General features: G+C 67.8%; 23 protein-coding genes. 16 read left to right on the forward strand and 7 right to left on the reverse strand.

Annotated features, from left to right (window positions below):
• Positions 1-66: 66 nt before the first annotated feature.
• A complete protein-coding gene (locus CHB86_RS08745; RefSeq protein WP_089232662.1) occupies positions 67-3,507 on the reverse strand; it encodes a pyruvate carboxylase in 3,441 nt (1,146 codons plus the stop codon).
• A gap of 226 nt (positions 3,508-3,733) precedes the next feature.
• Between CHB86_RS08745 and CHB86_RS08750 the strand changes: the two genes are divergently transcribed.
• Together CHB86_RS08750 and CHB86_RS08755 are read left to right on the forward strand one after the other, a co-directional pair.
• Complete coding sequence (locus CHB86_RS08750; protein WP_089232663.1) at positions 3,734-6,094, forward strand: ATP-dependent helicase; 2,361 nt, start codon at positions 3,734-3,736, stop codon at positions 6,092-6,094.
• Between the two features lie 73 nt (positions 6,095-6,167).
• Positions 6,168-6,581 carry a response regulator gene (locus CHB86_RS08755; protein WP_089232664.1) on the forward strand — a complete coding sequence of 138 codons (414 nt, stop codon included), beginning with the start codon at positions 6,168-6,170 and terminating at the stop codon, positions 6,579-6,581.
• A 168-nt stretch (positions 6,582-6,749) separates the two neighbouring features.
• Here the strand turns inward: CHB86_RS08755 and CHB86_RS08760 are convergent, their stop codons facing one another.
• The 3 genes from CHB86_RS08760 to CHB86_RS24160 all read right to left on the reverse strand — a co-directional run bounded on the left by CHB86_RS08760 (position 6,750) and on the right by CHB86_RS24160 (position 7,929).
• Complete coding sequence (locus tag CHB86_RS08760; RefSeq protein ID WP_089232665.1) at positions 6,750-6,968, reverse strand: YjiS-like domain-containing protein; 219 nt, start codon at positions 6,966-6,968, stop codon at positions 6,750-6,752.
• Between the two features lie 278 nt (positions 6,969-7,246).
• A complete protein-coding gene (locus CHB86_RS08765; protein ID WP_089232666.1) occupies positions 7,247-7,459 on the reverse strand; it encodes a DUF1127 domain-containing protein in 213 nt (70 codons plus the stop codon).
• 254 nt (positions 7,460-7,713) lie between these two features.
• On the reverse strand, positions 7,714-7,929 hold the full coding sequence (locus CHB86_RS24160) for a DUF1127 domain-containing protein (protein ID WP_141134855.1): 216 nt from the start codon (positions 7,927-7,929) through the stop codon (positions 7,714-7,716).
• Between the two features lie 142 nt (positions 7,930-8,071).
• Here CHB86_RS24160 and CHB86_RS24165 point away from each other — a divergent pair, with 142 nt between their 5' ends.
• Positions 8,072-8,308 carry a hypothetical protein gene (locus CHB86_RS24165; protein ID WP_141134856.1) on the forward strand — a complete coding sequence of 79 codons (237 nt, stop codon included), beginning with the start codon at positions 8,072-8,074 and terminating at the stop codon, positions 8,306-8,308.
• Positions 8,309-8,757: 449 nt separating this feature from the next.
• Here the strand turns inward: CHB86_RS24165 and CHB86_RS08775 are convergent, their stop codons facing one another.
• A complete protein-coding gene (locus tag CHB86_RS08775; RefSeq protein WP_089232668.1) occupies positions 8,758-8,967 on the reverse strand; it encodes a DUF1127 domain-containing protein in 210 nt (69 codons plus the stop codon).
• 323 nt (positions 8,968-9,290) lie between these two features.
• On the opposite strand from CHB86_RS08775, the gene CHB86_RS08780 reads away from it, so the two are divergent.
• From CHB86_RS08780 to murD, 11 genes are all read left to right on the forward strand, one after another.
• Positions 9,291-10,373, forward strand: a complete 1,083-nt coding sequence (locus CHB86_RS08780) for an Mrp/NBP35 family ATP-binding protein (protein WP_089233080.1) — start codon at positions 9,291-9,293, stop codon at positions 10,371-10,373.
• 770 nt (positions 10,374-11,143) lie between these two features.
• Positions 11,144-11,593: a division/cell wall cluster transcriptional repressor MraZ gene (locus CHB86_RS08785; protein WP_342747458.1), complete on the forward strand. Its 450-nt coding sequence runs from the start codon at positions 11,144-11,146 to the stop codon at positions 11,591-11,593.
• A gap of 3 nt (positions 11,594-11,596) precedes the next feature.
• Positions 11,597-12,601: a 16S rRNA (cytosine(1402)-N(4))-methyltransferase RsmH gene (gene rsmH, locus CHB86_RS08790; RefSeq protein WP_089232670.1), complete on the forward strand. Its 1,005-nt coding sequence runs from the start codon at positions 11,597-11,599 to the stop codon at positions 12,599-12,601.
• A complete protein-coding gene (locus CHB86_RS08795) occupies positions 12,598-12,894 on the forward strand; it encodes a hypothetical protein (RefSeq protein WP_089232671.1) in 297 nt (98 codons plus the stop codon). The genes rsmH and CHB86_RS08795 overlap by 4 nt, the downstream gene beginning before the upstream one ends.
• 11 nt (positions 12,895-12,905) lie before the next feature.
• On the forward strand, positions 12,906-13,262 hold the full coding sequence (gene ftsL, locus CHB86_RS08800) for a cell division protein FtsL (protein WP_089232672.1): 357 nt from the start codon (positions 12,906-12,908) through the stop codon (positions 13,260-13,262).
• A complete protein-coding gene (locus tag CHB86_RS08805) occupies positions 13,259-15,043 on the forward strand; it encodes a peptidoglycan D,D-transpeptidase FtsI family protein (protein ID WP_089232673.1) in 1,785 nt (594 codons plus the stop codon). The genes ftsL and CHB86_RS08805 overlap by 4 nt, the downstream gene beginning before the upstream one ends.
• A 113-nt stretch (positions 15,044-15,156) precedes the next feature.
• Entirely contained in the window at positions 15,157-16,644 is a 1,488-nt protein-coding gene (locus CHB86_RS08810; RefSeq protein WP_089233081.1) for a UDP-N-acetylmuramoyl-L-alanyl-D-glutamate--2,6-diaminopimelate ligase, read from the forward strand.
• On the forward strand, positions 16,641-18,089 hold the full coding sequence (locus tag CHB86_RS08815) for a UDP-N-acetylmuramoyl-tripeptide--D-alanyl-D-alanine ligase (RefSeq protein WP_089232674.1): 1,449 nt from the start codon (positions 16,641-16,643) through the stop codon (positions 18,087-18,089). Before CHB86_RS08810 ends, CHB86_RS08815 begins: the two co-directional genes overlap by 4 nt.
• 12 nt (positions 18,090-18,101) lie before the next feature.
• Positions 18,102-19,184: a phospho-N-acetylmuramoyl-pentapeptide-transferase gene (gene mraY / locus CHB86_RS08820; RefSeq protein ID WP_089232675.1), complete on the forward strand. Its 1,083-nt coding sequence runs from the start codon at positions 18,102-18,104 to the stop codon at positions 19,182-19,184.
• Positions 19,185-19,199: 15 nt separating this feature from the next.
• Positions 19,200-19,853 (forward strand): SDR family NAD(P)-dependent oxidoreductase, encoded by a 654-nt coding sequence (locus tag CHB86_RS08825; protein WP_089232676.1) that lies wholly within the window; start codon positions 19,200-19,202, stop codon positions 19,851-19,853.
• A 145-nt stretch (positions 19,854-19,998) separates the two neighbouring features.
• Positions 19,999-21,405: a UDP-N-acetylmuramoyl-L-alanine--D-glutamate ligase gene (gene murD / locus CHB86_RS08830; RefSeq protein ID WP_089232677.1), complete on the forward strand. Its 1,407-nt coding sequence runs from the start codon at positions 19,999-20,001 to the stop codon at positions 21,403-21,405.
• A 21-nt stretch (positions 21,406-21,426) separates the two neighbouring features.
• On the opposite strand, the gene CHB86_RS08835 is transcribed toward murD, so the two are convergent.
• On the reverse strand, positions 21,427-22,110 hold the full coding sequence (locus tag CHB86_RS08835; protein WP_245837854.1) for a hypothetical protein: 684 nt from the start codon (positions 22,108-22,110) through the stop codon (positions 21,427-21,429).
• Positions 22,111-22,253: 143 nt separating this feature from the next.
• The gene (locus CHB86_RS08840) at positions 22,254-23,456 is read right to left on the reverse strand and encodes a BaiN/RdsA family NAD(P)/FAD-dependent oxidoreductase (protein WP_089232678.1); all 1,203 of its coding nucleotides are present in this window, start codon (positions 23,454-23,456) and stop codon (positions 22,254-22,256) included.
• A gap of 156 nt (positions 23,457-23,612) precedes the next feature.
• On the opposite strand from CHB86_RS08840, the gene CHB86_RS08845 reads away from it, so the two are divergent.
• Together CHB86_RS08845 and CHB86_RS08850 are read left to right on the forward strand one after the other, a co-directional pair.
• Positions 23,613-24,779, forward strand: coding sequence for a peptidoglycan glycosyltransferase FtsW (locus tag CHB86_RS08845; protein WP_089232679.1), 1,167 nt, complete (start codon positions 23,613-23,615; stop codon positions 24,777-24,779).
• Positions 24,779-25,900: a UDP-N-acetylglucosamine--N-acetylmuramyl-(pentapeptide) pyrophosphoryl-undecaprenol N-acetylglucosamine transferase gene (locus CHB86_RS08850; protein WP_089232680.1), complete on the forward strand. Its 1,122-nt coding sequence runs from the start codon at positions 24,779-24,781 to the stop codon at positions 25,898-25,900. The genes CHB86_RS08845 and CHB86_RS08850 overlap by 1 nt, the downstream gene beginning before the upstream one ends.
• Positions 25,901-25,908 lie beyond the last annotated feature (8 nt).

The raw sequence follows: 25,908 nt of genomic DNA on the forward strand, positions 1-25,908 counted from the left end.
GCATGGAGGCAGCCCGTCATCTTCTGAGTAGAGGGCGGCGAAGCTCATGCCTCGCCGCTCGCATTATCACTCCAGCTCGATCAGCAGGTCCTTGGCGTCGATCTGCTCGCCGGGGTGGACGTGCACGGCCTTCACCGTCGCGTCGCGCTCGGCGTGCAGGCCGGTCTCCATCTTCATCGCCTCGATGGTGATCATCAGGTCGCCCACCGAGACCTTCTGGCCCACGTGGACGCCGACCGAGGCGATGGAGCCCGGCATCGGCGCGCCGATGTGATCGGGGTTGCCGACCTCCGCCTTACGCCGCGCCGCGACCGCGCTCTTCACCTTGCGGTCGGGAACGCGGATGGTGCGCGGCTCGCCGTTGAGCTCGAAGAACACCTTCACGATGCCTTCCTCGTTGGTCTCCGACACTGCCTGCAGGCGGATCTCCAGCGCCTTGCCCGGCTCGATCTCCGGCGTGATCTGCTGGCTCGGCTCCATGCCGTAGAAATAGGTATGGGTCGGCAGCACCCGCACCGGGCCGTATTCCCCGTGCCGCGCCACGTAATCGGCGAAAACCTTGGGATACATGAGGTATCCGTTGAGATCCTCGTCATCCATCTCCATGTCGAAGCGCTTCGCGGCTTCCGCGCGCGCCACTTCCAGATCGACCGGCGGCACGCCCTCGCCGGGGCGGGCGGTCATCGGCTTCTCGCCCTTGAGGATCTTGGCCTGCAGCGCGGTGGGCCAGCCGCCCGGCGGCTGCCCGAGGTTGCCGCGCATCATGTCGACGACGGAATCCGGGAAGGAGACCTCGCGCTCGGGATCCTCGACATCGGCGCGGGTCAGGCCCTGGCTGACCATCATCAACGCCATGTCGCCCACGACCTTGGAGGAGGGTGTCACCTTCACGATGTCGCCGAACATCTTGTTCACCTCGGCATACATGTGCGCGACCTCGTGCCAGCGCTCTTCGAGCCCCATCGACCGGGCCTGCGCCTTGAGGTTGGTGAACTGACCGCCCGGCATCTCGTGCAGGTAGACCTCGGAGGCCGGCGCCTGCATGCCGCTCTCGAAGGCGACGTAATGGGCGCGGACCGCCTCGAAATAGTTGGAGATCTGGCGGACCTCCTCGATGTCGATGCCGGTATCGCGCTCGGTATGGGCCAGCGCCTCGACGATGGTGCCGAGCGTGGCCTGCGAGGTGTTGCCGGAGAAGGCGTCCATCGCGCAGTCGACCGCATCCACCCCGGCTTCGGAGGCCGCGAGAATGGTGGCGCAGGCGATGCCGGCGGTGTCGTGGGTGTGGAAGTGGATCGGCATGCCGACCTCCTCCTTCAGCGCCTTGATCAGGATGCTGGCGGCGGCGGGCTTCAGCAGGCCGGCCATGTCCTTGAGCCCGAGCACATGCGCACCGGCGGCCTTCAGCTCCTTGGCCATCGCGACGTAGTACTTCAGGTCGTACTTCGCGCGGTCCGGGTCGAGGATGTCGCCGGTGTAGCAGACCGTGCCCTCGCAGACCTTCTCGGCCTCGATCACAGCGTCCATCGCCACGCGCATGTTCTCGACCCAGTTGAGCGAGTCGAACACGCGGAAGACGTCGACGCCGGTCTCGGCGGCCTGCTTGACGAAAGCGCGCACGACGTTGTCGGGGTAGGTGGTGTAGCCCACGCCGTTGGCGCCGCGCAGCAACATCTGCGTCATCAGGTTGGGCATCGCGGCGCGCAGGTCGCGCAGGCGCTGCCAGGGGCATTCCTGCAGGAAGCGATAGGCCACGTCGAAGGTCGCGCCGCCCCAGCATTCCACGGAGAAGAGCTGCGGCATGTTCGCGGCGTAAGCCGGGGCCACGCGGATCATGTCGATCGAGCGCATCCGGGTGGCGAGCAGGCTCTGGTGCCCGTCGCGCATCGTGGTGTCGGTGATCAGGAGCTGCTTCTGCTCCGCCATCCAGTCCGCCACCGCCTGCGGCCCGAACTCCTCGAGGATGTTGCGGGTGCCCGGGGTGGGGAAGTCGGTCTTGAGCGGCGGAACCTTGGGCTGCCGGATCTCGGCCGGGGGCTTGGGCCGGCCGGCCACGTCGGGATGCCCGTTCACGGTGATGTCGGCGATGTAGCGCAGCAGCTTGGTCGCCCGGTCCTTGCGGCGCGGGAAGTGGAACAGCTCCGGCGTCTCGTCGATGAACTTTGTGTGGTACTCGTTGTTCAGGAACTTCGGATGCTGCAGCAGGTTGTCGACGAAGTTGATGTTGGTCGCCACGCCGCGCACCCGGAATTCGCGCAGGGCGCGGCTCATGCGGGAGATGGTGGCCTCGGGCGTCGGCGCCCAGACCGTCAGCTTCTCGAGCAGCGAGTCGTAGTAGCGGGTGATCACTGCGCCCGAATAGGCGGTGCCGCCGTCGAGCCGTACGCCCATGCCGGTCGCGCCGCGGTAGCCGGTGATCCGGCCGTAGTCGGGGATGAAGTTGTTGCGCGGATCCTCGGTGGTGATCCGGCACTGCATGGCGTGGCCCGAGAGCTCCACGTCATACTGGCTGGCGACGCCGGTGGCCTCGACGAGGCTCTTGCCTTCGGTGATCAGGATCTGGGCGCGCACGATGTCGATGCCGGTTACCTCCTCGGTCACCGTGTGCTCCACCTGCACGCGCGGGTTCACCTCGATGAAGTAGAACTCGCCCGAGTCCATATCCATCAGGAACTCGACCGTGCCGGCGCACTGGTAGTTCACGTGTTCGCAGATCTTCTTGCCGAGGTTGCAGAGCTTCTCCCGCTGCGCGCTGGAAAGGTAGGGCGCGGGGGCGCGTTCCACGACCTTCTGGTTGCGGCGTTGAACCGAGCAGTCGCGCTCCCAGAGGTGATAGATCTTGCCGTGATGGTCGCCGAGGATCTGCACCTCGACGTGACGGGCGCGGGTGATCATCTTCTCGAGGAAGCCCTCGCCGTTGCCGAATGCCGCCTCGGCCTCGCGCCGGCCCTCGAGCACCTTCTCGACCAGCTCTTCTTCCTTGTAGATCGGGCGCATACCCCGCCCGCCGCCGCCCCAGGAGGCCTTGAGCATCAGCGGGTAGCCGATCTCGGCCGCCTGGCGCTTGATCTCGTTCATGTCGTCGCCCAGCACCTCGGTCGCCGGGATCACCGGCACGCCCGCTTCGATGGCGATGTGCCGGGCGCTGGCCTTGTCGCCGAGCTGCCGCATGGTCTCGGATTTCGGGCCGATGAAGGCGATGCCGTTGGCCGCGCAGGCATCGACGAACTCGGGGTTCTCGGAGAGCAGGCCGTAGCCCGGGTGGATCGCGTCCGCACCGCATTTCTTGGCCACGCGGATGATCTCGTCGATCGAGAGATAGGCCGCGACCGGTCCAAGGCCCTCGCCGATCCGGTAGGCCTCGTCGGCCTTGAACCGGTGCAGCGAGAGCTTGTCCTCCTCGGCGTAGACGGCGACGGTCCGCTTGCGCAGTTCGCTCGCCGCGCGCATCACGCGGATGGCAATCTCTCCGCGGTTGGCGACGAGGACTTTCTTGAAATCGGGCATCGCGGTCTCCTTTTGCGGTCGCAGCATTTTTGTAAGGTGCATCTGGACGGCATGGCAATACAGCAGAACTGGGTAGCCTGCGACTGGTTTGTCGATGTTTTGGAGTAATGCGTCAAAACGTCGGTATTGACGCCGGATGCTACCTTGGCGACTTCATGCGTGTTTGATAGGAACAAATGGAGAACACAGGTTTTCCTTCTCCAGTGCGCAGGCTAGAGTGCGTCCCATGAGCACATTCGACGAAAGCGAGGCCTTCGAGGCCGCCGTTCCGCTGTCCCGCCGCGCGATGGCCGGCCGGCCCGCCCCGTATCTCGACGGCCTCAACCCCGCGCAGCGCGAGGCGGTGGAGGCGTTGGAGGGGCCGGTGCTGATGCTGGCCGGGGCCGGAACCGGCAAGACCAAGGCGCTGACCACCCGAATCGCGCATCTGCTCAATACCGGCGCCGCCCGGCCCAACGAGATCCTCTCCGTCACTTTCACCAACAAGGCGGCGCGGGAGATGAAGGAGCGGGTGGCAGGATTGCTCGGCGAGTCGGTGGAGGGCATGCCCTGGCTCGGCACCTTCCATGCGATCTGCGTCAAGCTGCTGCGCCGCCATGCCGAGCTGGTGGACCTCAAGTCGAACTTCACCATCCTCGACACGGACGACCAGATCCGCCTGCTCAAGCAGCTCATCATCGCCGCGAATATCGACGAGAAGCGCTGGCCGCCCCGGCTGCTGGCCAATGTCATCGACAACTGGAAGAACCGCGCCTGGCTGCCCGAGAACGTGCCTGCCGCCGAGGCAGGCGCCTTCGACCACAAGGGCGTCGCGCTCTACGCGGAATACCAGCAACGCCTGCGCACCCTGAACGCGGTCGATTTCGGTGACCTGCTGCTGCATGTGGTGACCATCTTCCAGCGCAACGACGACGTGCTGCAGCAATACCGGCGCTGGTTCCGCTTCATCCTCGTCGACGAGTACCAGGACACCAACGTCGCACAGTATCTATGGCTGCGGCTGCTCGCCGGCGGGCACCAGAACATCTGCTGCGTGGGCGACGACGACCAGTCGATCTACGGCTGGCGCGGCGCGGAAGTGGGCAACATCCTGCGGTTCGAGAAGGATTTTCCCGGAGCCAAGGTGATCCGGCTGGAGCAGAACTACCGCTCCACGGCGCACATCCTGGCCGCGGCCTCCGGCGTGATCGCCTCCAACAAGGGGCGGCTGGGCAAGACGCTCTGGACCGAGGCCGAGGGCGGCGAGAAGGTCCGGCTGATCGGCCACTGGGACGGCGAGGAGGAAGCGCGCTGGATCGGCGAGGAACTCGAGGCCATGGGGCACGGCACACGCGGCCTGCCGCCGATGAGCCTCAACGACTGCGCCATACTCGTGCGCGCCTCGCACCAGATGCGCGCCTTCGAGGACCGCTTCCTGACCATCGGCCTGCCGTATCGCGTGGTCGGCGGCCCACGCTTCTACGAGCGTCTCGAGATCCGCGATGCGATGGCCTATTTCCGCCTCGCTGTCTCGCCCGACGACGATCTGGCTTTCGAGCGGATCGTCAACACGCCCAAGCGGGGGCTGGGCGACAAGGCGCAGCAGAAGATCCAGGTAGCGGCGCGCGCCAATGGCGTGAACCTCGTCGACGGCGCGCGGGTGCTGCTGGCGGCCAAGGGGCTGACCGGCAAGGGCGCGACCGCGCTGGCGCAGCTGGTGGCCGGCATCGACCGCTGGCACGTCGCCGCGCGCAACCCGGAGCAGAGCCACATCGAGCTGGCCGAGCAGATCCTCGAGGAATCGGGCTATACCGAGCATTGGCAGAACGACAAGACGCCGGAGGCGCCGGGGCGGCTGGAGAACCTCAAGGAACTGGTCAAGGCGCTGGAGAACTTCGACAATCTTCAGGGCTTCCTGGAGCACGTCGCGCTGATCATGGACAACGAGACCGAAGACGCCGAGGCCAAGGTCACGCTGATGACGCTGCACGCCGCCAAGGGGCTGGAGTTCCCGGCGGTGTTCCTGCCGGGCTGGGAGGACGGGCTGTTTCCCTCACAGCGGGCGATGGACGAGACCGGCCTCAAGGGGCTGGAGGAGGAGCGGCGGCTCGCCTACGTGGGCATCACGCGGGCCGAGGCGCTCTGCACCATCTCCTTCGCCGCCAACCGCCGGATCTATGGCCAGTGGCAGTCGGCGCTGCCGTCGCGCTTCATCGACGAGCTGCCGGAGGAGCATGTCGACGTGCTCACGCCGCCGGGCCTCTATGGCGGCGGCTATGGCGCCGCAGCGCAGCCGGCCCGTTCCGACCTGCACGAGAAAGCCTCGCGCGCCGATGTCTACAACTCTCCGGGCTGGAAACGGATGCAGGCCCGCGGCGAAACCCGCGGGATCAGCCAGCCGCGGGAAAGCCGCAACGTGGTGATCGACCTCGAGGCCGTTTCGTCTTTCGGAGAGGGGGACCGGGTGTTCCACAAGAAATTCGGCTACGGCGCCGTCGTGGGGGTAGAGGGCGACAAGCTCGAGATCGCCTTCGACAAGGCCGGCGTGAAAAAAATCGTGGCCCATTTCGTGGTTCCCGCTGCGTCCGCTGACGATGTGCCCTTTTGACCCGCGGCAATCTGTGTATAACTTGTAAGTCCTGACTGGCTCCCCTTCGCCAGTCGAGCCTCGGAGCACGTGCATGAGAGTACTGGTTGTCCAGGACGACCCGAACGTCCAGTCTCTTTGGTCAGGAATCCTGGAGGAGTCCGGACACGAGGTCGTTTTGGTCGAGACCGAATCCGCCGCTCTGAAAACGCTTCAGACAAGCGCCTACGACCTCGTCCTGCTGGACCTTTGCCTGAACGGCCGCGATGCGCTTGCCGTCACGACCTTCGCGACCTATCGCAATCCGTCCTGCAAGGTGGTCGTGGTCTCCGGCTCGGCGGTCTTCTCGCAGAAGAAGCTCTTCGCCATGTCGCCGGCGGTGGCCGCCGCGCTGCGCAAGCCGGTGGATATCGAGGATCTTGTTGCTGTATGCGACCGGGTGCACCGGAACGAGCGCAGCCCCGCGGTTCCGGTCATGGCGTCCAGCGACATCGAATTCCGGCCCTGACGCCGGCCCCCCTCCGCAATCGTCTCGTGAGCCCGCCGCCTGACCGCGCAGGTCAGGCCATGTGGCGTTCCCCAAAAAAGGAACGGCCGCGCCAGGGAGGATGGCGCGGCCGGTAAACCGGGACAGCAGGGAGGAGGAAGCTGCCCCAGAAAGGGAATGCTGTGCGTATCAGGCCATTTCGGCGGCCTGGCGAGCCAGGTCGCGCAGGCTGGCGCTGCTGATGCCAAGGTCGTTCAGCTCACGCTCGGACATCGACTGCAGCTCGCCAAGCGTGCGGCGATAGACTTCGCGGCGGCGGGCGGCTTCGCGGTACTCGGCGATGCGGGCGTTGATCCAGCGGGACAGGCCGTTGGGGCGAACTTGGGCGGCGGTGTTGACGTAGGCCATCGAATGAAATCCTTTTCTGTAACCGAGGACCCATTTCCCCGGCTCGGTCGGTGAGGCGCTGTGGGAGGGATGTTAGCGCTCTCTTCGACACTCAATCTAACGATTGGACCGGTATTCAGTAGCCCCAGTCTCGGAAGGCCCGCTATGCATTTGCTGCACATAGCCATGATGTTAGCGGCAAAAGAAAACGGCGGTGCCCTGGGAGGAAGGCACCGCCGTCATGCTCGAAGAACCCGAGGGAGGAGGAACGGGTCTCCGAAATCCTGTCGTCCGCGCGATTACTTCGCGTAGGCGGTTTCGCGTGCCACGCTGCGGATCATCGAGCGGCTCAGGCCGAGGTCGGCCAGGTGACGGTCGCTCAGCGAGCTCAGCTCGCGCACCGTCTGGCGGTACAGGCGATACTGGGCGAGACGGGTCCGGGCAGCGCCGAACACGCCGGTGAGAGCGGAGTTGCCATTGATGGCGGCGGAGGAGCGAATTGCGTTTTCCATTGTCCTGTTTCCTTTTTCGAGCCGGCCTGGAGCCGGAAATCCTGCTGTTTGCGTCCGGAGTTTCAGTGCTCCGTTAGCGCTATCTTGCTATCAAAAGTAATGCCTTGGCGCGCTGTTGCAACGGCCCGTTTGGTCAATGCTGCTATGCAGCAATTGGAGGGCTGTTCCGCGGAGTGGCTGCAAAACGCGCAGCTTGGCACATGAAAAAGGCGGCGCTGAAACAGGCGCCGCCGTTTTGGTGGTCGGGCAAGGTTTCAGGCGGACCGGGATGCGGTGCGGGCGATCGCGGAGATGTCCGCGCGGTTGAAACCCAGGTCCGCCAGCTCGCGGTCGGTCAACTCCTTCAGTTCGCCCGTGGTGCGGAGATAGCTGGCCTGCCGGCGGTAGAGCGCCTTCAGGCCGTCGAGGGCGGAAGCAAGAAACGTCCGGCTGGCGCCGGCGGCGATGGGGGAGTTTGCAGCGTAGTCCATTCGGTCGATCCTTCGTCGGATCCCGGACCCCTGTCCGGGACTTCCAAGAGGGCGCCGGGGGAGGGAAGTGTTAGCGCTCTCTTGTGCCCCAGAGATAGCCATCGCCGCGCCGTGGACAATTCCACAAACAGGTATGCCCGCCATGCGCTTTCTGCACGAAGGGAGCGTCGTTCCGGTGCCGGGAAAGAAAAAGGCGGCGACACCAGGGAGGAGGAAGGTGTCGCCGCCGAAATACAGACAACCCAGGGAGGAGGACGGGTTCTCTGATCTCATGTCTGCCGGCCTTGGCCGGCGGTGTAGGGGTGGCGACGACACCAGGGAGGAGGGAGGTGTCGCCGCCGAAATACAGACAACCCAGGGAGGAGGACGGGTTCTCTGATCTCATGTCTGCCGACCTTGGCCGGCGGTGTAAGGGGTGGCGACGACACCAGGGAGGAGGAAGGTGTCGCCGCCGAAATACAGACAACCCAGGGAGGAGGACGGGTTCTCTGATCTCATGTCTGCCGGCCTTGGCCGACGGTGTAGGGGTGGCGACGACACCAGGGAGGAGGAAGGTGTCGCCGCCGAAATACAGACAACCCAGGGAGGAGGACGGGTTCTCTGATCTCATGTCTGCCGGCCTTGGCCGGCGGTGTAGGGGGGCGGCGCACCAGGGAGGAGGAGGGTGCTGCCGCCGAAACCGAACCCAGGGAGGAGGAGAGGGCTGGCTTCGTATGTCTGCCCTTTCGGGCGGTGTTCTGTGGCGGTGACACCAGGGAGGAGGAGAGGTGTCACCGCCGATCAGATAACCCAGGGAGGAGGACGGGTTTCTGAACTCTGTATCTCTTGTCAGGCCGCCTGCGCGGCCTCCTTCGCAACCGACCGGATCATCGCACGGCTCAGGCCGAGGTCCCGCAGGTCCCTGTCGGACAAAGCCGAGAGGCTGCGAACCGTCTGGTGGTAGACACGAGCTTGCGCGATGCGGGCGCGGACGCTGTCGATCAGCGAAAGAGCGCGGTTCTGGCCCAGGCCGAAGTCTGCGTTGTGCGTCGTCGTCATCACGCGTTTCCTACTCGAGTCGCCGGGCGTGGCCCGATCCGTATGCCGCCGGGATAAGACCCGATCTTGCTGTTTCGTTTCCTGTGAGCGCTGCTTCCGTCCGTCGAAGCTTGTGTTAGCGCCCTCGTTGAAACCAAAGATAGCTACCAATCGTGGTTGCGCAATCAGTCGAAACCTCAATGCTGCTATGCAGCAATTGCATGTGTCCTGCTGACCTATTTTCGGGCGATTTGCACATTACGTGAGCGTAAATGTAAGGCGGGTTGCGTCCGGCGCGTGGGGGTATACCTAGAATCCGGAAATTACGGCTGATGGAGTGGGCGATGGCGGTTTCGCGTGAAGATGTTGTCAAGGCATTGGGGGCCGTTTCCTTGCCCGATGGTGGCAATCTGGTCTCAAACGATCTGGTGCGGGCGCTGACGCTCGATTCGAGCGGGCGGGTTTCCTTCGTGCTGGAGGCGCCGACTCCCGAGGCGGCGCGGGTGATGGAGCCGGTGCGCCAGGCTGCCGAGGCCGCGGTGGCGCGTCTCGACGGCGTGCAGGGCGTTTCCGTTGTCCTTACCGCGCACGGCCCCGCTGGGGCGCCGGCTTCCGCGCCGCCCAGCCTCAAGATGGGACGCCATCCCACCCCGCAATCCTCCGGTCCGGCCAGCGTTTCCGGTATCGGCCGCATCCTGGCGGTCGGCTCGGGCAAGGGCGGGGTCGGCAAGTCCACGGTTTCGGCGAACCTCGCGGTCGCGCTGGCGCGTCAGGGGCGCAAGGTGGGGCTGCTCGACGCCGACATCTATGGTCCGTCGCAACCGCGCATGATGGGCACCACCGCCAGGCCGGGCTCGCCGGACGGCAAGAAGATCGAGCCGCTGCGCGCGCACGGGGTGACGCTCATGTCCATGGGGTCGCTGCTCAAGGAGGCCGAGGCGGTAATCTGGCGGGGGCCGATGCTGATGGGCGCGCTGCAGCAGATGCTGGGCGACGTGAACTGGGGCACGCTCGACGTCCTGATCATCGACCTGCCGCCGGGCACGGGCGATGTGCAGCTCACCCTGGGCCAGCGCTACAAGCTGACCGGCGCGATCGTGGTCTCCACGCCGCAGGACGTGGCGCTGATCGACGCCCGCCGTGCGATCAACATGTTCGGCAAGCTCAACGTCCCGGTGCTCGGGCTGATCGAGAACATGTCTACTTATATATGCCCCAGCTGCGGCCACGAGGCGCATCTGTTCGGCCATGGCGGCGTGATGGCCGAGGCCGAGGCGCTCGGTGTCCCGTTCCTCGGGGCGCTGCCGCTGGAGCTGGAGACGCGGCTCGCGGGCGATGCCGGTGCGCCGGTGGCCCTGGGCGACGGAGCGGCTGCGGCGGCCTATGCCGATCTGGCGCGGCGCTTGATCGGCGGTGGGATGGCCTGACACTCGGCCCGAGGTTCGGCATTGCGACGGGAGGGGCTGGCCCCTCCCGTTGTCGTTTCGGGCGCCGCGATCGGGGTGGTGCATGGGATCAGGTGGGAAATGCTCCCCCCAATGGGAATTCATGACACCGAGCCTTCACCCCGTGGTCCGTCAAAGAATCGCGATTCCGGCAGGGCCCACGATTCGTCTGCGATTCCATGGGGATTCGAGTGGGAATTCATGGGATCGACCTGTCGGGAGGCTGTGTTTCGGCCTCTCCGTGGGGCGGAGTGGTGCCTCCCGACCAAATTTTTTGCGCGGATTGGTGTGGCATATCTTGTGCCTAAAGTCTCGGGAGTCGCTATAGCTTCCAATTCTTAACCTCTCCCAAGGGGGCGCTGTGGCATCTGAGGCACGGAGTGGGAAGGGGTGGGGCAAAGTGTTATTGATTTCTAAGAGGTGCCACGGCATAAAGAATTCACACGATGAGGACGGGCACAGAAAAGGGGCGACAGACCCCGAAACTTCCCAAAGTCAGGTTTCATACAGGCACCCGCTTTTCATCGAACAAAGAGATCCGACGCGTGAGCGAGCAGACATCCCCCCAGGTGGCACGCGCGATCGGACGCACCCAGTGATGGGACGAGGGCGGCGGATCAGACAGTGGCAGCAGTCTGATCCGCCGTTTTCATTCCGGAGGGCCGGGAACGAGGCAGAGGCAGCAAGGAGCGCAGTCCTTGGCGCGAGTGTTCAGAGGTCAAGGCCGCCACAAGGTGGATGGAAAGGGCAGGGTGTCTGTCCCTGCGACCTTCCGCCGTGTGCTTGAAGCCTCCGATCCCGACTGGACCGAGGGCCTGCAGCCCAACCTGGTGATCCACTACGGCACCGCCAAACGCTTCAAGTATCTCGAATGCTATACGATGGAGGCGATCGCAGAGGTCGACGCCAAGATCGGTGCGCTCCAGCGCGGCTCGAAGCAGCGCCGCACGATGGAAGCCTATTTCAGCGCCCAGACCCATCCGGTCGTCGTCGACGACAACGGCCGCATGCTGATCCCCACCTGGATTCGCGAGATGATCGGCCTGGACGGGGAGGCGCTCTTCGTCGCTGCCCATGACACCTTCCACATCTGGAACCCCGAGACCTACGAAGGCGAGATCGCGCCGCAGACCGAAGCGCTGCTCGACGATCTGCCCGACGACGTGGACCCGCTGGTTCTTCTGGAGGAGGGAGGCTTCTAGGCGATGGCTGCTGCTGCCCGTACCCCCGAGAACGACAAGGCCCCTCACATTCCCGTGCTGATCGACCCGCTGATCGAGGCCGTTGCGCCGGTCGGCGGGCTCTGGCTTGACGGCACCTTCGGCGCCGGCGGCTATACCCGGCGTCTGCTGGAGGCCGGGGCGGAATGCGTGATCGGCGTCGACCGCGATCCGACGGCGCTGGCCATGGCCGCTCCGATGCAGGAGGAATTCGGCGATCGCCTGCAGCTGGTCGAGGGGCAGTTCTCCGAGCTCGATCTCCATGCCGGCGCGCCGCTTGACGGCGTGGTGCTCGATCTCGGCGTCTCCTCGATGCAGCTCGACCAGGCCGAGCGCGGCTTTTCCTTCCAGAAGGCCGGGCCGCTCGACATGCGGATGAGCGGGCAGGGGCCTTCTGCCGCCGATCTCGTCAACACGCTGCCCGAGGCGGAGCTGGCCGACATTCTCTATCATTACGGCGAGGAGCGCGCTGCGCGCCGGATCGCCCGCGCCATCGTCGCCGTCCGCCCCTTCGACAACACGCTGCAACTGGCCGAAGCGGTCTCCGCCTGCCTGCCGCGTCCGCGTCCGGGGCAGATCCACCCCGCCACCCGCAGCTTCCAGGCCATCCGCATCGCCGTGAACGACGAGTTCGGCGAGCTGATCGCGGGGCTTCAGGCCGCCGAGCGGGCGCTGAAGCCGGGCGGCAAGCTGGCGGTGGTCACCTTCCATTCGCTGGAGGACCGCGTGGTCAAGCGCTTCCTCCAGGCGCGCTCCGGCAGCACGGCGCGGGCGAACCGCTATGCCCCGGAGGCCGCGGAAGAGGCGGCGCAGTTCCGGCTGCTGTCGCGCCGCGCCATCGGTCCGTCGGATGAGGAAATAGCCCTCAACCCCCGCGCCCGCTCCGCCAAGCTGCGCGTCGCAGAGCGGACTGACGCCCCGATCACCCCTATCGACCGCACCGCCCTCGGCCTCCCCGGCCCGAAGGACTGGTGGAAGGAGGCGACATGAACAAGCCGATCTACCTGACATCCGTGCTCGCCGTGACCGGCGTGGCCGTCTGGGCGTTCCAGGAGCAGGACACGCCGCGCAACGAGGCCGCCCCGGCCATCGGCGCGCTGCGCGAGACGCTGCAGGCCCAGGTCCGCCTGCTGTCGCGCCACCCGAACCGCACCGCCGGTGAGGGCGAGGCCGAGCAATCGCCGGCACGCACCGCCGGCCTTTCCGATATCGACGGGGCCCGCGCCCCGAACACCCCAACCGCTCGAACCGCCCCCGGGCTGCCCGCCCCGCAGGGCCGGTGAAAGGAGACGCCGTGAAGACGCTTTTCTACCTGACGTCGGCCCTTGTCGTGATGGGGCTCGCCTTCTGGGCCTACCAGGAAAACTACCGCACCCAGGCGGCGCTGAAGGAATCCGCTGCGCTCAAGCGCGAGATCGGCACCCTGCGCGAGACGCTGGCCGTGCTCGAGGCCGAATGGGCCTATCTCAACCGTCCCGGCCGGCTGGCCGAACTCGCCGAGATCAACTTCGACAGCCTCGGCCTGCTGCCGCTGCGCCCCGAGCAGTTCGGCTCGGTCGAGCAGGTGGCCTTTCCGCCGCCGCCGATGCTGCCCGTCACCATGCCGATCGAAGTCGCAGGTCACCTGAAGGTCGGAGGACAATTCCCTTGATCCGCACGCCGCTGCGCCCGCTCGCGCGCATCCTCTCCGCACGCGAGAAGGGCGAGAATCCCGACGCCATCGAACGCGAGAACCTGCGCCTGCGCCACGAGGCGATGCGCGACCGGATGCGCCACCGCGCCGAGGGCCGGCTCTTCGTGCTCGCGCTCTGCTTCGTCTGCGCCTACTCGGTGATCGGCGTTCGCATGGGGCTGCTGGCCGCCGGCGAGCCCTCCGAGGTGCAGGTCGCCTCCACCGGCTCCGAGATCGTGGCGCAGCGCGCCAACATCGTCGACCGCAACGGCCGAATCCTTGCGACCAACCTGTCGACCCACTCGCTCTATGCCCAGACCCGCGATCTCGTGGACCCGGAGCGCGCCGCGCACGAACTGTCGCTGATCTTTCCCGACCTCGACGAGGCGGAGCTGCTGAAGGACTTCACCGGGTCTCGCAAGTTCCTGTGGATCAAGAAGAAACTCAGCCCGGAGCAGATGCAGCTGGTGCACGACATCGGCGAGCCCGGCCTGCTCTTCGGCCCGCGCGAGATGCGGCTCTACCCGAACGGCCAGCTCGCCGCCCACATCCTCGGCGGCGCCAGCTTCGGCCGCGAGGGGGTGCATTCGGCCGAGGTGATCGGCACCGCCGGCGTCGAGAAGCAGTTCGACGCCTGGCTGCGCGACCCGGCCAACAAGGGCGCGCCGCTGCAGCTGTCCATCGACCTGACCGTGCAGGCGACCTCCCGCGAGATCCTCGAAGCCGGCATGAAGCTGATGAACGCAAAGGGCGCCAGCTCGGTTCTGATGGACGTGCACACCGGCGAGATCTTGTCGATGATCTCGCTGCCCGATTTCGACCCCAACGACCGCCCGACGCCGCTGGTCAAGGGCGATCCCGGCGACAGCCCGCTGTTCAACCGCGCCGTGCAGGGCGTCTATGAACTGGGGTCGGTGTTCAAGATCTTCACGGCCGCGCAGGCGATGGAGCTCGGCCTGGTCAACCCCGAGACCATCATCGACGCCAACGCGCCGATGCGGTGGGGCAAGTTCAACATCAAGGAATTCCGCAACAAGAACTACGGCAAGCTCTCGGTCACCGACGTGATCGTGAACTCCTCCAACGTCGGCACCGCCAAGATGGCGCTGGCGATCGGGGCGGAGCGCCAGCAGGCCTTTCTCGACAAGCTCGGCTTCCTCAAGGCGACCGACCTCGAGATGGTCGAGGCGCCCACCGGCAAGCCGCTGCTGCCGCCGCGCTGGACCGAGATCAGCACCATCACCGTCTCCTACGGCCACGGCATCTCCTCGAGCCCGGTGCACCTGGCGGCGGGATACGCCTCGCTGCTGAACGGCGGCACGAAGGTCACGCCGACGCTGTTGCGGCGCCCCAACCCCCAGCCCGGCGAACGGGTGGTGAGCGAACGCGTCTCCGAGGAGGCGCGCAAGATGCTCCGCGCCGTCGTCAGCCGCGGCACCGCCAGCTTCGGCGATGTGCCGGGCTACGCGGTGGGCGGCAAGACCGGCACCGCCGACAAGCCCAAGCCCAACGGCGGCTATTACAGCGACAAGGTGATCGCCACCTTCGCCACGGTCTTTCCCGCCCATGATCCGAAATACGTGCTGATCGTGACGCTCGACGAGCCGGTCGAGACCTCCGGGTCGACGCCGCGCCGGACCGCCGGCTGGACCTCGGTCCCCGTCGCCGCCGAGATCATCGAGCGGACCGCGCCGCTTCTGGGCCTGCGTCCCGCGCCGGAACCCGAGGCCGAGGTGGCGGTCGTCCGCACGTCGAATTGAGCTGTGGACCCCGCGGCCAAAAGGATCGAAAAGGGGCCCCATCGGATGCAGGAGCGGTCCGGGGCGCGCCGCCGCGGCAGCGCCCGGACCCTTGTGATATGGGGTGGGACGGCATGAGTGAGACAAAGACGAGATCCCTGGCCGCGCTTGGCCTGACAGCGCAGGGCGGGGCCGAGGCGGTCGTGACCGGGCTTGCCGTCGACAGCCGCAAGGTGAAACCCGGCCACCTGTTCGCCGCGCTGCCCGGCAGCCGCGTGCACGGCGGCGAATTCATCCAGTATGCGCTGCGCATGGGCGCCGGCGCCGTCCTGACCGATGCCGAAGGCGCGCGCATCGCCGCCGATCATCTCGCGGGCAGCCCCGCTGCGCTGGTGGTGGTCGAGGATCCGCGCGCCGCGCTGGCCTATGCCGCCGCGCTCTGGTTCGGCGCCCAGCCTGAGGTCGTGGTCGCCGTGACCGGCACCAACGGCAAGACCTCCGTGGCGAGCTTCACCCGGCAGATCTGGTCCGCGATGGGGATTCCGGCGGTGAACATCGGCACCACCGGCGTCGAGGGCGCCTGGGAGGCCCCGCTCGGCCACACCACGCCGGAGCCGATCACCCTTCACGGCGTTCTGGCCGAGGCCGCGGCCGCGGGGGTGACCCATGCCGCGATGGAGGCCAGTTCCCATGGCCTCGCGCAAAAACGTCTCGACGGGGTGCGTCTCGCCGCGGCGGGCTTCACCAACCTCACCCAGGACCACCTCGACTACCACGCCGATTTCGACGACTACTTCGCCGCCAAGGCCGGCCTCTTCGCGCGCGTCCTCTCCGAGGACGGCGTGGCGGTGATCCAGATGGACAGCCTCCGCGGCCCCGAGATGGCCGAGGTCGCCGAGAACGCCGGGCTGGAGGTGATCCGCGTCGGCCGGGGCGAGAACAACCACCTGCGTATCCTGGGCCTGCGGTTCGACAGCACCGGGCAGGACCTGCGGTTCTCCTGGAACGGCACGGTCCACCAGGCGCGGCTTGAGCTGATCGGCGGTTTCCAGTCGGAAAACGTGATGGTGGCCGCGGGCCTCGCCATCGGCTCCGGCAGCGATCCGGCCGAGGTCTTTGCCGCCCTGCCGCAGCTCAAGGGCGTGCGCGGCCGGATGCAGCTTGCCGCGACCCGCAGCAACGGCGCGTCGGTCTTCGTCGATTACGCGCACACCCCCGATGCGCTGGCGACGGCGCTCAAGGCGTTGCGCCCGCATGTCATGGGGCGGCTGATCTGCGTCTTCGGTGCCGGCGGCGACCGGGACACCACCAAGCGGCCGCTGATGGGGGAGGCGGTTGCCGAGAACGCCGATGTCGCCTTCGTCACCGACGACAACCCCCGCACCGAGGATCCCGCGGCGATCCGCGCCGCGGTGCTCGCCGCCTGTCCCGAGGCGGTCGAGGTTGGCGACCGGGCCGAGGCGATCCTGCGCGGTGTCGATGCACTGCAACCGGGCGACGCGCTGCTGATCGCCGGCAAGGGGCACGAACAGGGGCAGACCGTGGGCGACGTGGTCTATCCCTTCGATGACGTGGAACAGGCCAGCGTCGCCGTGGCCGCTCTCGACGGACACCTGACATGACCGCGCTCTGGACCTCCGACGACGCCGCCCGCGCCACCGGCGGGCAGGTCACCGCCCCGTGGGAAGCGACCTCCGTCTCGATCGACACCCGCTCGCTCGAACCCGGCGCGCTCTTCGTGGCCCTGAAGGATGTACGCGACGGCCATGACTTCGTGGCCGATGCGCTGGCGCGCGGCGCGGCCGCCGCGCTGGTCAGCCGGGTGCCGGAGGGCGTGGCCCCCGATGCGCCGCTGCTGGTGGTCGAGGACGTGCTGACGGGGCTGGAGGCGCTCGCCGCCGCCGCGCGGGCCCGTACCGCCGCCAAGGTGATCGGTGTCACCGGCTCGGTCGGCAAGACCTCCACCAAGGAAATGCTGCGCGCCATCCTCGGCGGGCAGGGCAAGGTCCACGCGGCCGAGAAGAGCTACAACAACCACTGGGGCGTGCCGCTGACGCTGGCGCGGATGCCGTCCGATGCCGAGTACGCGGTGATCGAGATCGGCATGAACCACCCCGGCGAGATCTCCCCGCTCGCGCGGCTCGCTGACCTCGACGCCGCGATCGTCACCATCGTCGCGCCGGCGCATCTCGAAGCCTTCGAGAGCGTCGAGGGCATCGCCCGCGAGAAGGCCACGATCATGGACGGGCTGCGCCCCGGCGGCGTGGCCGTGCTCAATGCCGATATCGAGACCGCGCCGATCCTGCAGGCGGCCGCCGAGGCGCGGCAGGCCCGGATCCTGCGGTTCGGCACCTCCGGCACCGAGGCGCAGCTGCTCGACGCCTTCCTGAAGGACGGCCAGACCGTCGCCCGGGCCCGGCTCGCCGGCCCCGACGGCGTCGCGCATCCTCTGCTCTTCAAGATCGGATCGCCGGGGCGGCACTTCGCCATGAACGGCCTCGCCGCGCTCGCGGTCGCCACGGCGCTCGGCGCCGACATGGCGCTGGCTGCCGGCGATCTCGGCCGCTGGCTGCCCTACGAGGGAAGGGGCGTGCGCGAAACCATCGCGCTCGACATCGTCCAGGACGCGCTGACCTTCGACATGATCGACGATTCCTACAACGCCAACCCCGCCTCGGTGGGCGCCGCGCTCGACATGCTGGCGGCCAGCACGCCCGTTGACGGCGTCGGCCGCGTCAGCCACGGGCGGCGCATCGCGATCCTCGGCGACATGCTGGAACTCGGCCCGCGCGAGGCGGAGCTGCACGCGGCCCTGGCCAGCCATCCGGCAATGGAGTCCATTGACCTCGTCCATTGCGTCGGTCCCCGCTCGCGCGCGCTTTGGGAAGCGCTGCCGCGGGCGCGCCGTGGCCGCTGGACCGAGGACAGCACCGCCATGGCGGGCGAGGTCCATCACCTGATCGACGCCGGCGACATCGTGCTGGTCAAGGGATCGCTCGGCATCCGGCTCGCAAGGGTTGTTGACGCGATCCGAAAACTGGGACAAGCGCTCCCGGATGAAACTTGAGGGGCAGGGGCGATGCTCTACTGGCTGACAGAGCTTTCCGACGGCGGTGATTTCTACAACCTGTTCCGGTACATCACCTTCCGGACGGGCGGCGCCTTCTTCACCGCGCTGATCTTCGGCTTCCTGTTCGGGCGTCCGTTGATCAACCTGCTCCGCCGCAAGCAGGGCAAGGGCCAGCCGATCCGCGCCGACGGCCCCGAGGGGCATTTCGCCAAGGCCGGCACGCCGACCATGGGCGGCGTGCTGATCCTCGGCGCGCTGATCGTCTCGACCCTGCTCTGGGCGCGGCTCGACCACACCTTCGTCTGGGTCGTGCTCTTCGTGACCATCGGCTTCGGCGCGATCGGCTTCGCCGACGATTATGCGAAGGTTTCCAAGAACAACACCGCCGGGGTTTCGGGCCGGATGCGGCTCGGTCTGGGCTTCTTGATCGCCGCCATTGCGTCGGGGCTCGCGGCATGGGCACACCCGGCGGAGCTGACCAACCAACTCGCCCTGCCGGTCTTCAAGGACGCGCTGATCAACCTCGGCTTCTTCTTCGTCCCCTTCGCGATGATCGTGATCGTGGGCGCGGCGAACGCGGTGAACCTCACCGACGGGCTCGACGGGCTGGCGATCATGCCGGTGATGATCGCCGCCGGCACGCTGGGGCTGATCGCCTATTTCGTGGGCCGTGCGGACTATACGGAGTATCTCGGCCTGCACTACGTGCCCGGCACCGGCGAGCTGCTGGTCTTTGTCGCCGGCCTGATCGGCGGCGGGCTCGGCTTCCTGTGGTACAACGCTCCGCCCGCGGCCGTGTTCATGGGCGACACCGGTTCGCTCGCCCTCGGCGGCGCGCTCGGCGCCATCGCGGTCTCGACCAAGCACGAGATCGTGCTGGCCGTCGTCGGCGGCCTCTTCGTCGTCGAGGCGCTCTCGGTGATCATCCAGGTGGCCTATTTCAAGCGCACCGGCAAACGGGTGTTCCTGATGGCGCCGATCCACCACCATTTCGAGAAACGCGGCTGGGCCGAGCCGCAGATCGTAATCCGTTTCTGGATCATCTCGCTGATCCTGGCCCTGATCGGCCTCGCGACGCTCAAGATCCGCTGAGGCGAAGGGAGGGCCATGTCGAGGGCCGCTCTGGTAACCGGCGGAAATCGTGGCATCGGGCGCGCCATCGCGGCCGGCCTCCTTGCACAGGGTGTCGACGTCACCCTCACCGCGCGCGACCCGGAGGCGGGCGCTGCGGCGGCGGCCGAGCTGGGCTGCGCCTGGACAGAGGCCGACCTCGCCCGCCCCGACACGCTGGCGCAGTTCGAGTGGGCTGCCTTCGACATCCTCGTCAACAACGCAGGCGTGCTTCCGAAGGGCGGCATGCTCGCCAATCCTGACGGGTTCTTCGATTGCATGGCGGTGATGGTCGACGGCCCGTTCCGCCTGATCCACGCGCTGGCTCCGGGCATGGTGGCACGCGGCTACGGGCGCATCGTCAACCTCTCTTCCGGCTGGGGCGCCTTTGCCGAAGGGCTCGAAGGGCCGGGCGCCTACGGCACCGCCAAGGCCGCGCTCAACGCGCTGACGCTCGCGCTCTCCCGGGAGCTGCCCGACACGGTCAAGATCAACGCGGCCTGTCCGGGCTGGGTCCGGACCCGCATGGGTGGCGCGGGCGCGCCCACCGGCATCGCGGACGGCGCCGACACGCCGCTCTGGCTCGCCACCCTGCCGCAGGACGGCCCCACCGGTGGCTTCTTCCGCCGCCGCAAGCCGATCCCCTGGTGAGACGCCCCGCGGCCCTTCGTCTTCTTGGCAGAAAATACCCTGCCGAAGGCACGCGCGCGCTTGCGCGCGCCACCGCCCAAAGGGCAAAGACGCAGACAGCGTCGGCGCCCGAGGGCGCCCGCCCGCTCACAGCAGGAGGCAAGGCATGATCCCCGTCAGAGGCGTCGAAGGACAGAAGATCCTCATTCTCGGTCTGGGCCGCTCCGGCCTCACGGCCGCCCGCGCCATCCAGGCCGGCGGCGGCCTGCCGCTCTGCTGGGACGACGGCGCGCCCGGCCGCGAGCGCGCCGAGGCCGAGGGCTTCGTGCTGCACGACCCGACCGCGCAGGGGGCGTTCGACGAGGTGGCGATGCTGGTCACGTCTCCCGGCATCCCGCATCTCTACCCCGGCCCCCATCGCGCCATCGCCGCCGCCCTCAGGGCCGGCGTCCCGGTCGACAACGACATCGGCCTGTTCTTCCGCTCCCTCGCGACCGACCGCTGGGACAGTTTCGACGTCCCGCCCAAGGTGGTCGCCGTCACCGGCTCCAACGGCAAGTCGACGACCTCGGCGCTGATCGCGCACCTCGTGGCCGAGAGCGGGCGCGAGGTTCAGCTGGCCGGAAACATCGGCCGCGGCGTGCTCGACATCGATCCGCCGGAGGATGGCGGCGTGGTGGTGCTGGAGCTCAGCTCCTACCAGACCGACCTTGCCCGCGCGCTGACCCCCGACATTGCCGTCTTCACCAACCTTTCGCCCGACCACCTCGACCGCCATGGCGGCTACGGCGGCTATTTCGCCGCCAAGCGCCGGCTCTTCGCCGAGGGCGGGCCGGATCGGGCGGTGATCGGCGTGGACGAGGACGAGGGGCTGTTTCTCGCCGGCCAGCTCTCGCAGGGGCCTGCCGACGACCGGGTGATCCGGGTCTCCGCGGGCCAGAAGCTCGCCGGGCCGGGCTGGTCCGTCTTTGCGCGCAAGGGGTTCCTGGCCGAATACCGCAAGGGCCGGCAGCTCGCCTCGATCGACCTGCGCGAGGTGCGCGGCCTGCCGGGGGCGCACAACCACCAGAACGCCTGCGCCGCCTACGCGGTGGCCCGTTCGCTGGGGATTGCGCCGCGGGTGATCGAGAGCGCCCTGCACAGCTTCGCCGGGCTGCCGCACCGCAGCCAGCTGGTGGCCGAGGCCGGCGGCGTGCGCTTCGTCAACGATTCCAAGGCCACCAATGTCGACAGCGCCGCCAAGGCGTTGCAGGCCTTCACCGGCATCCGCTGGATCTGCGGCGGGCTGGAGAAGGAAGGCGGGCTGGAAGGGCTGCATCCGTATCTCGGCGGCGTGGTGAAGGCCTATGTGATCGGCCGCGAGGCGGAGCATTTCGCGCTCGGGCTGGGCGAGGGAGTCGAGACCGAGATCTGCGGCACCATGGAACAGGCCGTCGCGCGCGCCCATGCCGATGCAAAGCCGGGAGAGACCGTTCTGCTCGCCCCCGCCGCGGCGAGCTTCGACCAATACGACAGTTTCGAACGTCGGGGCGAGGATTTCGTGGCCCGGGTCGAGGCGCTGCTCAAGAGCTGACGCCGCGCGTCGGGCGGGCGGTCACTCGGGGTTCCGCAGGCCCTTCATCAGCCCGTTGCGCACGGCCGCGGCATGGATCACCCCAAGGTGCGCCGGCATCCGGCGCAGGCCCAGCAGCTTGGCGATAACCAGGCGGTGGGTGCCGCCGCCGGCCTTCAGCGGGGTGCCGTCGCGGGCGATATGCACGTAGACGCCGCCATGCTCGCGGCGCAGGTAGGAATCTAGCTCGGCGCGGGTCTTCATGCGGCCGCTGCGCCGGATCTCCTCGAAGAGCGCATCCATGCGGGCATACCGGTTCCGGATCTCCTCGACCGTGGAGAACCCGTCGGCGCTGCCTTTCCTGTGCACATCGCTCATCAGGTAATCGATGACGCCGGTGTCCTCCCAGGAGACGTTGTTGAGGAAATGGTCCTTGATGGCCCGTTCCTTCACGCCGTCGCTCACCGGCTTGACCGAAAGATCCCAGTCGCCGTCCCGGACAAGGCCCGAATGCCGCCGGCGGAACCTCGGTGCCTTCGACGTGCCCTTGGGGACATAGGCAAGCGTGACCTGCTGCGGGTCGACATAGATGCACTCGTCCGACAGCGGCGCTTCCGAGCCCAGCACCAGCCGGTTCCTGATGTCGCGAACGGCCTTGAGCGGCACGCTGGCTTCGAGCGTGCGCGGCAGGTTCCGGATGGACAGGGTCGGGGGCAGGGCGAACATGGCGGGGCACCGGTCAGGCGGCGAGCGGGGGCTCGGGGAACTGACCGATAATCGGGGCGGGCCTCGCCGAAATCAAGACGGATGTAACGAATTGACGATGCCGGTGTGACAGTTCGGCGAAATCTGGATGACGTGCAGCGCTGTCAGCCGCCCTGCGCCCGCCGCTCCGCGATCGCCTTGCCCGCGGCCCAGCCGGAGGACCAGGCCCACTGGAAGTTGTAGCCGCCGAGCCAGCCGGTGACATCCACGCATTCGCCGATGAAATAGAGGCCCGGAACGTCGCGGGCCTCCATGCTGCGGGAGGAGAGCGCATCGGTCGACACCCCGCCCAGCGTCACCTCGGCCGTGCGGTAGCCCTCGCTCCCCGCCGGCAGCAGCCGCCAGTCCCCGGCGAGGTCGGCGAGCGCCCGCAGCCTGGTGTCGTTCTGGTCGGCGAGGTTGCCGGCAAGCCCCGCGTCCTCGGCGATCACCTGGGCCAGCCGGGCCGGGATGTGCTCGGCCAGCGCTGTGGCGATCGCCTTGCGGCCGCTCTGCTGGCGCTGGCCACGCAGCGCCCCGAACAGGTCCAGCCCCGGGCAGAGATCGACCGAGATCTCCTGCCCCTCGCGCCAGTAGGAGGAGATCTGCAGGATTGACGGGCCGGAGAGCCCGCGGTGCGTCACCAGCAGCCCCTCGCGGAACGCCGTGCCCTCGCAGGAGACCGATGCTTCCAGCGACAGCCCGGCCAGCGGCTTCAGCCGGTCCAGCACGGGCCCGCTGAAGGTCAGCGGCACCAGCCCCGGCCGGGTCTCCGTCATCGGCAGGCCGAACTGGCCGGCGATCCGGTAGCCAAGCCCCGTCGCCCCCATCTTCGGGATCGACTTGCCCCCCGTCGCCACCACCAGCGCGCGCGCATGGACCCGCACGTCGCGCCCGTCCCGGCGCAGGGTCACGGCAAAGCCCGCGCCGTCCCGTGCGACCTCGACGATCTCGGTGCCAAGCCACAGCTGCGCCCCGGCGGCCTCGATCTCGGCCAGCAGCATGGCGATGATGTCCTTGGCCGACCGGTCGCAGAACAGCTGGCCCAGGGTCTTTTCATGCCACGGAATGCCGTGGCGCCCGACCAGATCGAGGAAATCCCACTGGGTGTAGCGGCCAAGCGCCGATTTGCAGAAATGCGGGTTCGCGCCGAGATAGGCCTCGGGCGCGGTGTGCATGTTGGTGAAGTTGCACCGCCCGCCGCCGGAGATCCGGATCTTCTCGCCCGGCGCGCGGGCGTGGTCCACCACGAGCACGCCGGGGCCGGCATGGGCGGCGCACATGAGACCGGCCGCGCCGGCGCCGAGGATGAGGGTATCGACCTGCATGAGCGGCGGATGATCACGCCACCGCGCCAAGGTCAAGTCGCGGCCCGCACCGGCGCCGCCGGAATGTTTTTTCTGGCCGGATCAGGGTTTTGGCGTTATGGTTAGGGCCATCAGACCCGGACAACCGGGCGGTAGAGGCAGTTCGGCGGTATTCCAATGACGGAAATGGTTTATGGAACCGTTCCCGCGCGCGGGGGCGATCCGGTCCTTCCCCGGTGGTGGCGGACGGTGGACAGGTGGTCGATGTCGGCCATCCTGATGCTCTTCGGCGTGGGCCTGTTGCTCGGGCTCGCGGCCTCGCCGCCGCTGGCGGCCCGCAACGGCCTCGACTCCTTCCACTACGTGGAACGGCAGCTCTTCTTCGGCGGGCTGGCGCTGATCACCATGATGATCGTCTCGATGATGTCGCCGTCGCTGGTGCGGCGGCTGGCGGTGATCGCCTTCGGTCTCTCCTTCATCTCGCTGATCCTGCTGCCCTTTTTCGGAACGGACTTCGGCAAGGGCGCGGTGCGCTGGTACTCCTTCGGCTTCGCCTCCGTGCAGCCCTCCGAGTTTCTCAAGCCGGTCTTCGTGGTGCTTACGGGCTGGCTGATGGCCGCCAGCCAGGAGGTCGGCGGCCCGCCGGGCAAGTCGGTCTCCTTCGCGCTGGTCTGCGCCATTGTCGGCCTTCTCGCGCTGCAGCCCGACTTCGGGCAGGCGGCGCTGACGCTCTTCGCCTGGGGCGTGATGTATTTCGTCGCCGGCGCGCCGATCTTCCTGCTGGTCACCATCGCCGGCGGCGTCGTCGGCTTTGGTGTGCTGGCCTACAATTCCTCCGAGCACTTCGCCCGCCGGATCGACGGCTTCCTGTCGCCGGAAGTCGACCCGCGCACCCAGCTCGGCTATGCCACCAACGCCATCCAGGAGGGCGGCTTCTTCGGTGTCGGCGTGGGCGAGGGGCAGGTGAAATGGTCGCTGCCCGACGCGCATACCGATTTCATCATCGCCGTTGCGGCCGAGGAATACGGGCTGATCCTGGTCCTGCTGATCCTCGCCCTCTACACCACCGTCGTCGTCCGCTCCCTGTTCCGCCTGATGAAGGAGCGCGACCCGTTCATCCGCCTCGCCGGCACCGGGCTTGCCTGCATGTTCGGCGTGCAGGCGATGATCAACATGGGGGTCGCGGTGCGGCTGCTGCCCGCCAAGGGCATGACGCTGCCCTTCGTGAGCTACGGCGGCTCCTCTCTGATCGCCGGGGGCATCGCGCTCGGCATGCTGCTCGCCTTCACGCGCCAGCGGCCGCAGGGCGAGATCGCCGACATCTTCCAGCGCCGGGGGCGGTAATGAGCGACCGTCCCCTCGCCATCATCGCTGCCGGGGGGACCGGCGGGCACATGTTCCCGGCACAGGCCCTGGCCGAAGCGCTGCTGGCGCGCGGCTGGCGGGTGCGGCTCTCGACCGACGCGCGCGGCGCGCGCTACGCCGGCGGCTTTCCCGACGCGGTGGAGATCGTGCAGGTCGCCTCGGCGACCTTCGCCCGGGGCGGAGCGCTGGCCAAGGCCATGGTTCCCTTCCGCATCCTCGGCGGGGTGATCGGCGCCGCCTTTCGGATGCTGTTCGACAGGCCGGCCGTCGTCGTGGGCTTCGGCGGCTACCCGACGATCCCGGCGATGTCGGCGGCCTGGCTGCTGCGCAAGCCGCGGATGATCCACGAACAGAACGGCGTGCTCGGCCGGGTCAACGAGGTCTTCTGCAAACGTGTCGACGCCGTCGCCTGCGGCACCTGGCCCACGAACCTGCCCGAGGGCGTCGAGGGGGTGCATACCGGCAACCCGGTGCGGGGCGCGGTCATGGAGCGTGCCGGGGCCGGCTACATCCCGCCCGGCGACTACCCGATGTCGATCCTGGTGATCGGCGGAAGCCAGGGCGCGCGGATCCTGTCCGACATCGTGCCCCCCGCGATCGCCGCCCTGCCGCTCGACATGCTGGCGCATGTCCGCGTCGCCCACCAGGCGCGCGGCGAGGACGAGGAGCGCGTCACCGCCTTCTACGAGGAACACGCCATCGCCGCCGAGGTGCAGCCCTTCTTCGACGACGTGCCGCGCCGCATGAGCGAGGCGCAGCTAGTGATCTCGCGCTCCGGGGCTTCCTCGGTGGCCGATATCTCGGTGATCGGGCGCCCCGCGATCCTGGTTCCCTATGCCGCCGCACTGGGGGATCACCAGAGCGCCAATGCCCGCGGCCTTGCCGAAGCCGAGGCCGCCATCGTGATCCCGGAATCGATGCTTGCAGTCGAAACGCTTTCCGAGCAGATACACGCGATCCTTTCGCACCCGGACGGCGCCCAGCGGATGGCGCGCAACGCGCTCGCCCAGGGCCGGCCGGATGCCACCGAACGACTTGTCGAGATGGTCGAAGAGCTGTCCGGCACAACAACAATGATAGAGGGGCAAGAGCAGGAATGATGGACGGA

Source organism: Tropicimonas sediminicola, from assembly GCF_900188335.1.
Classification (GTDB): domain Bacteria; phylum Pseudomonadota; class Alphaproteobacteria; order Rhodobacterales; family Rhodobacteraceae; genus Tropicimonas; species Tropicimonas sediminicola.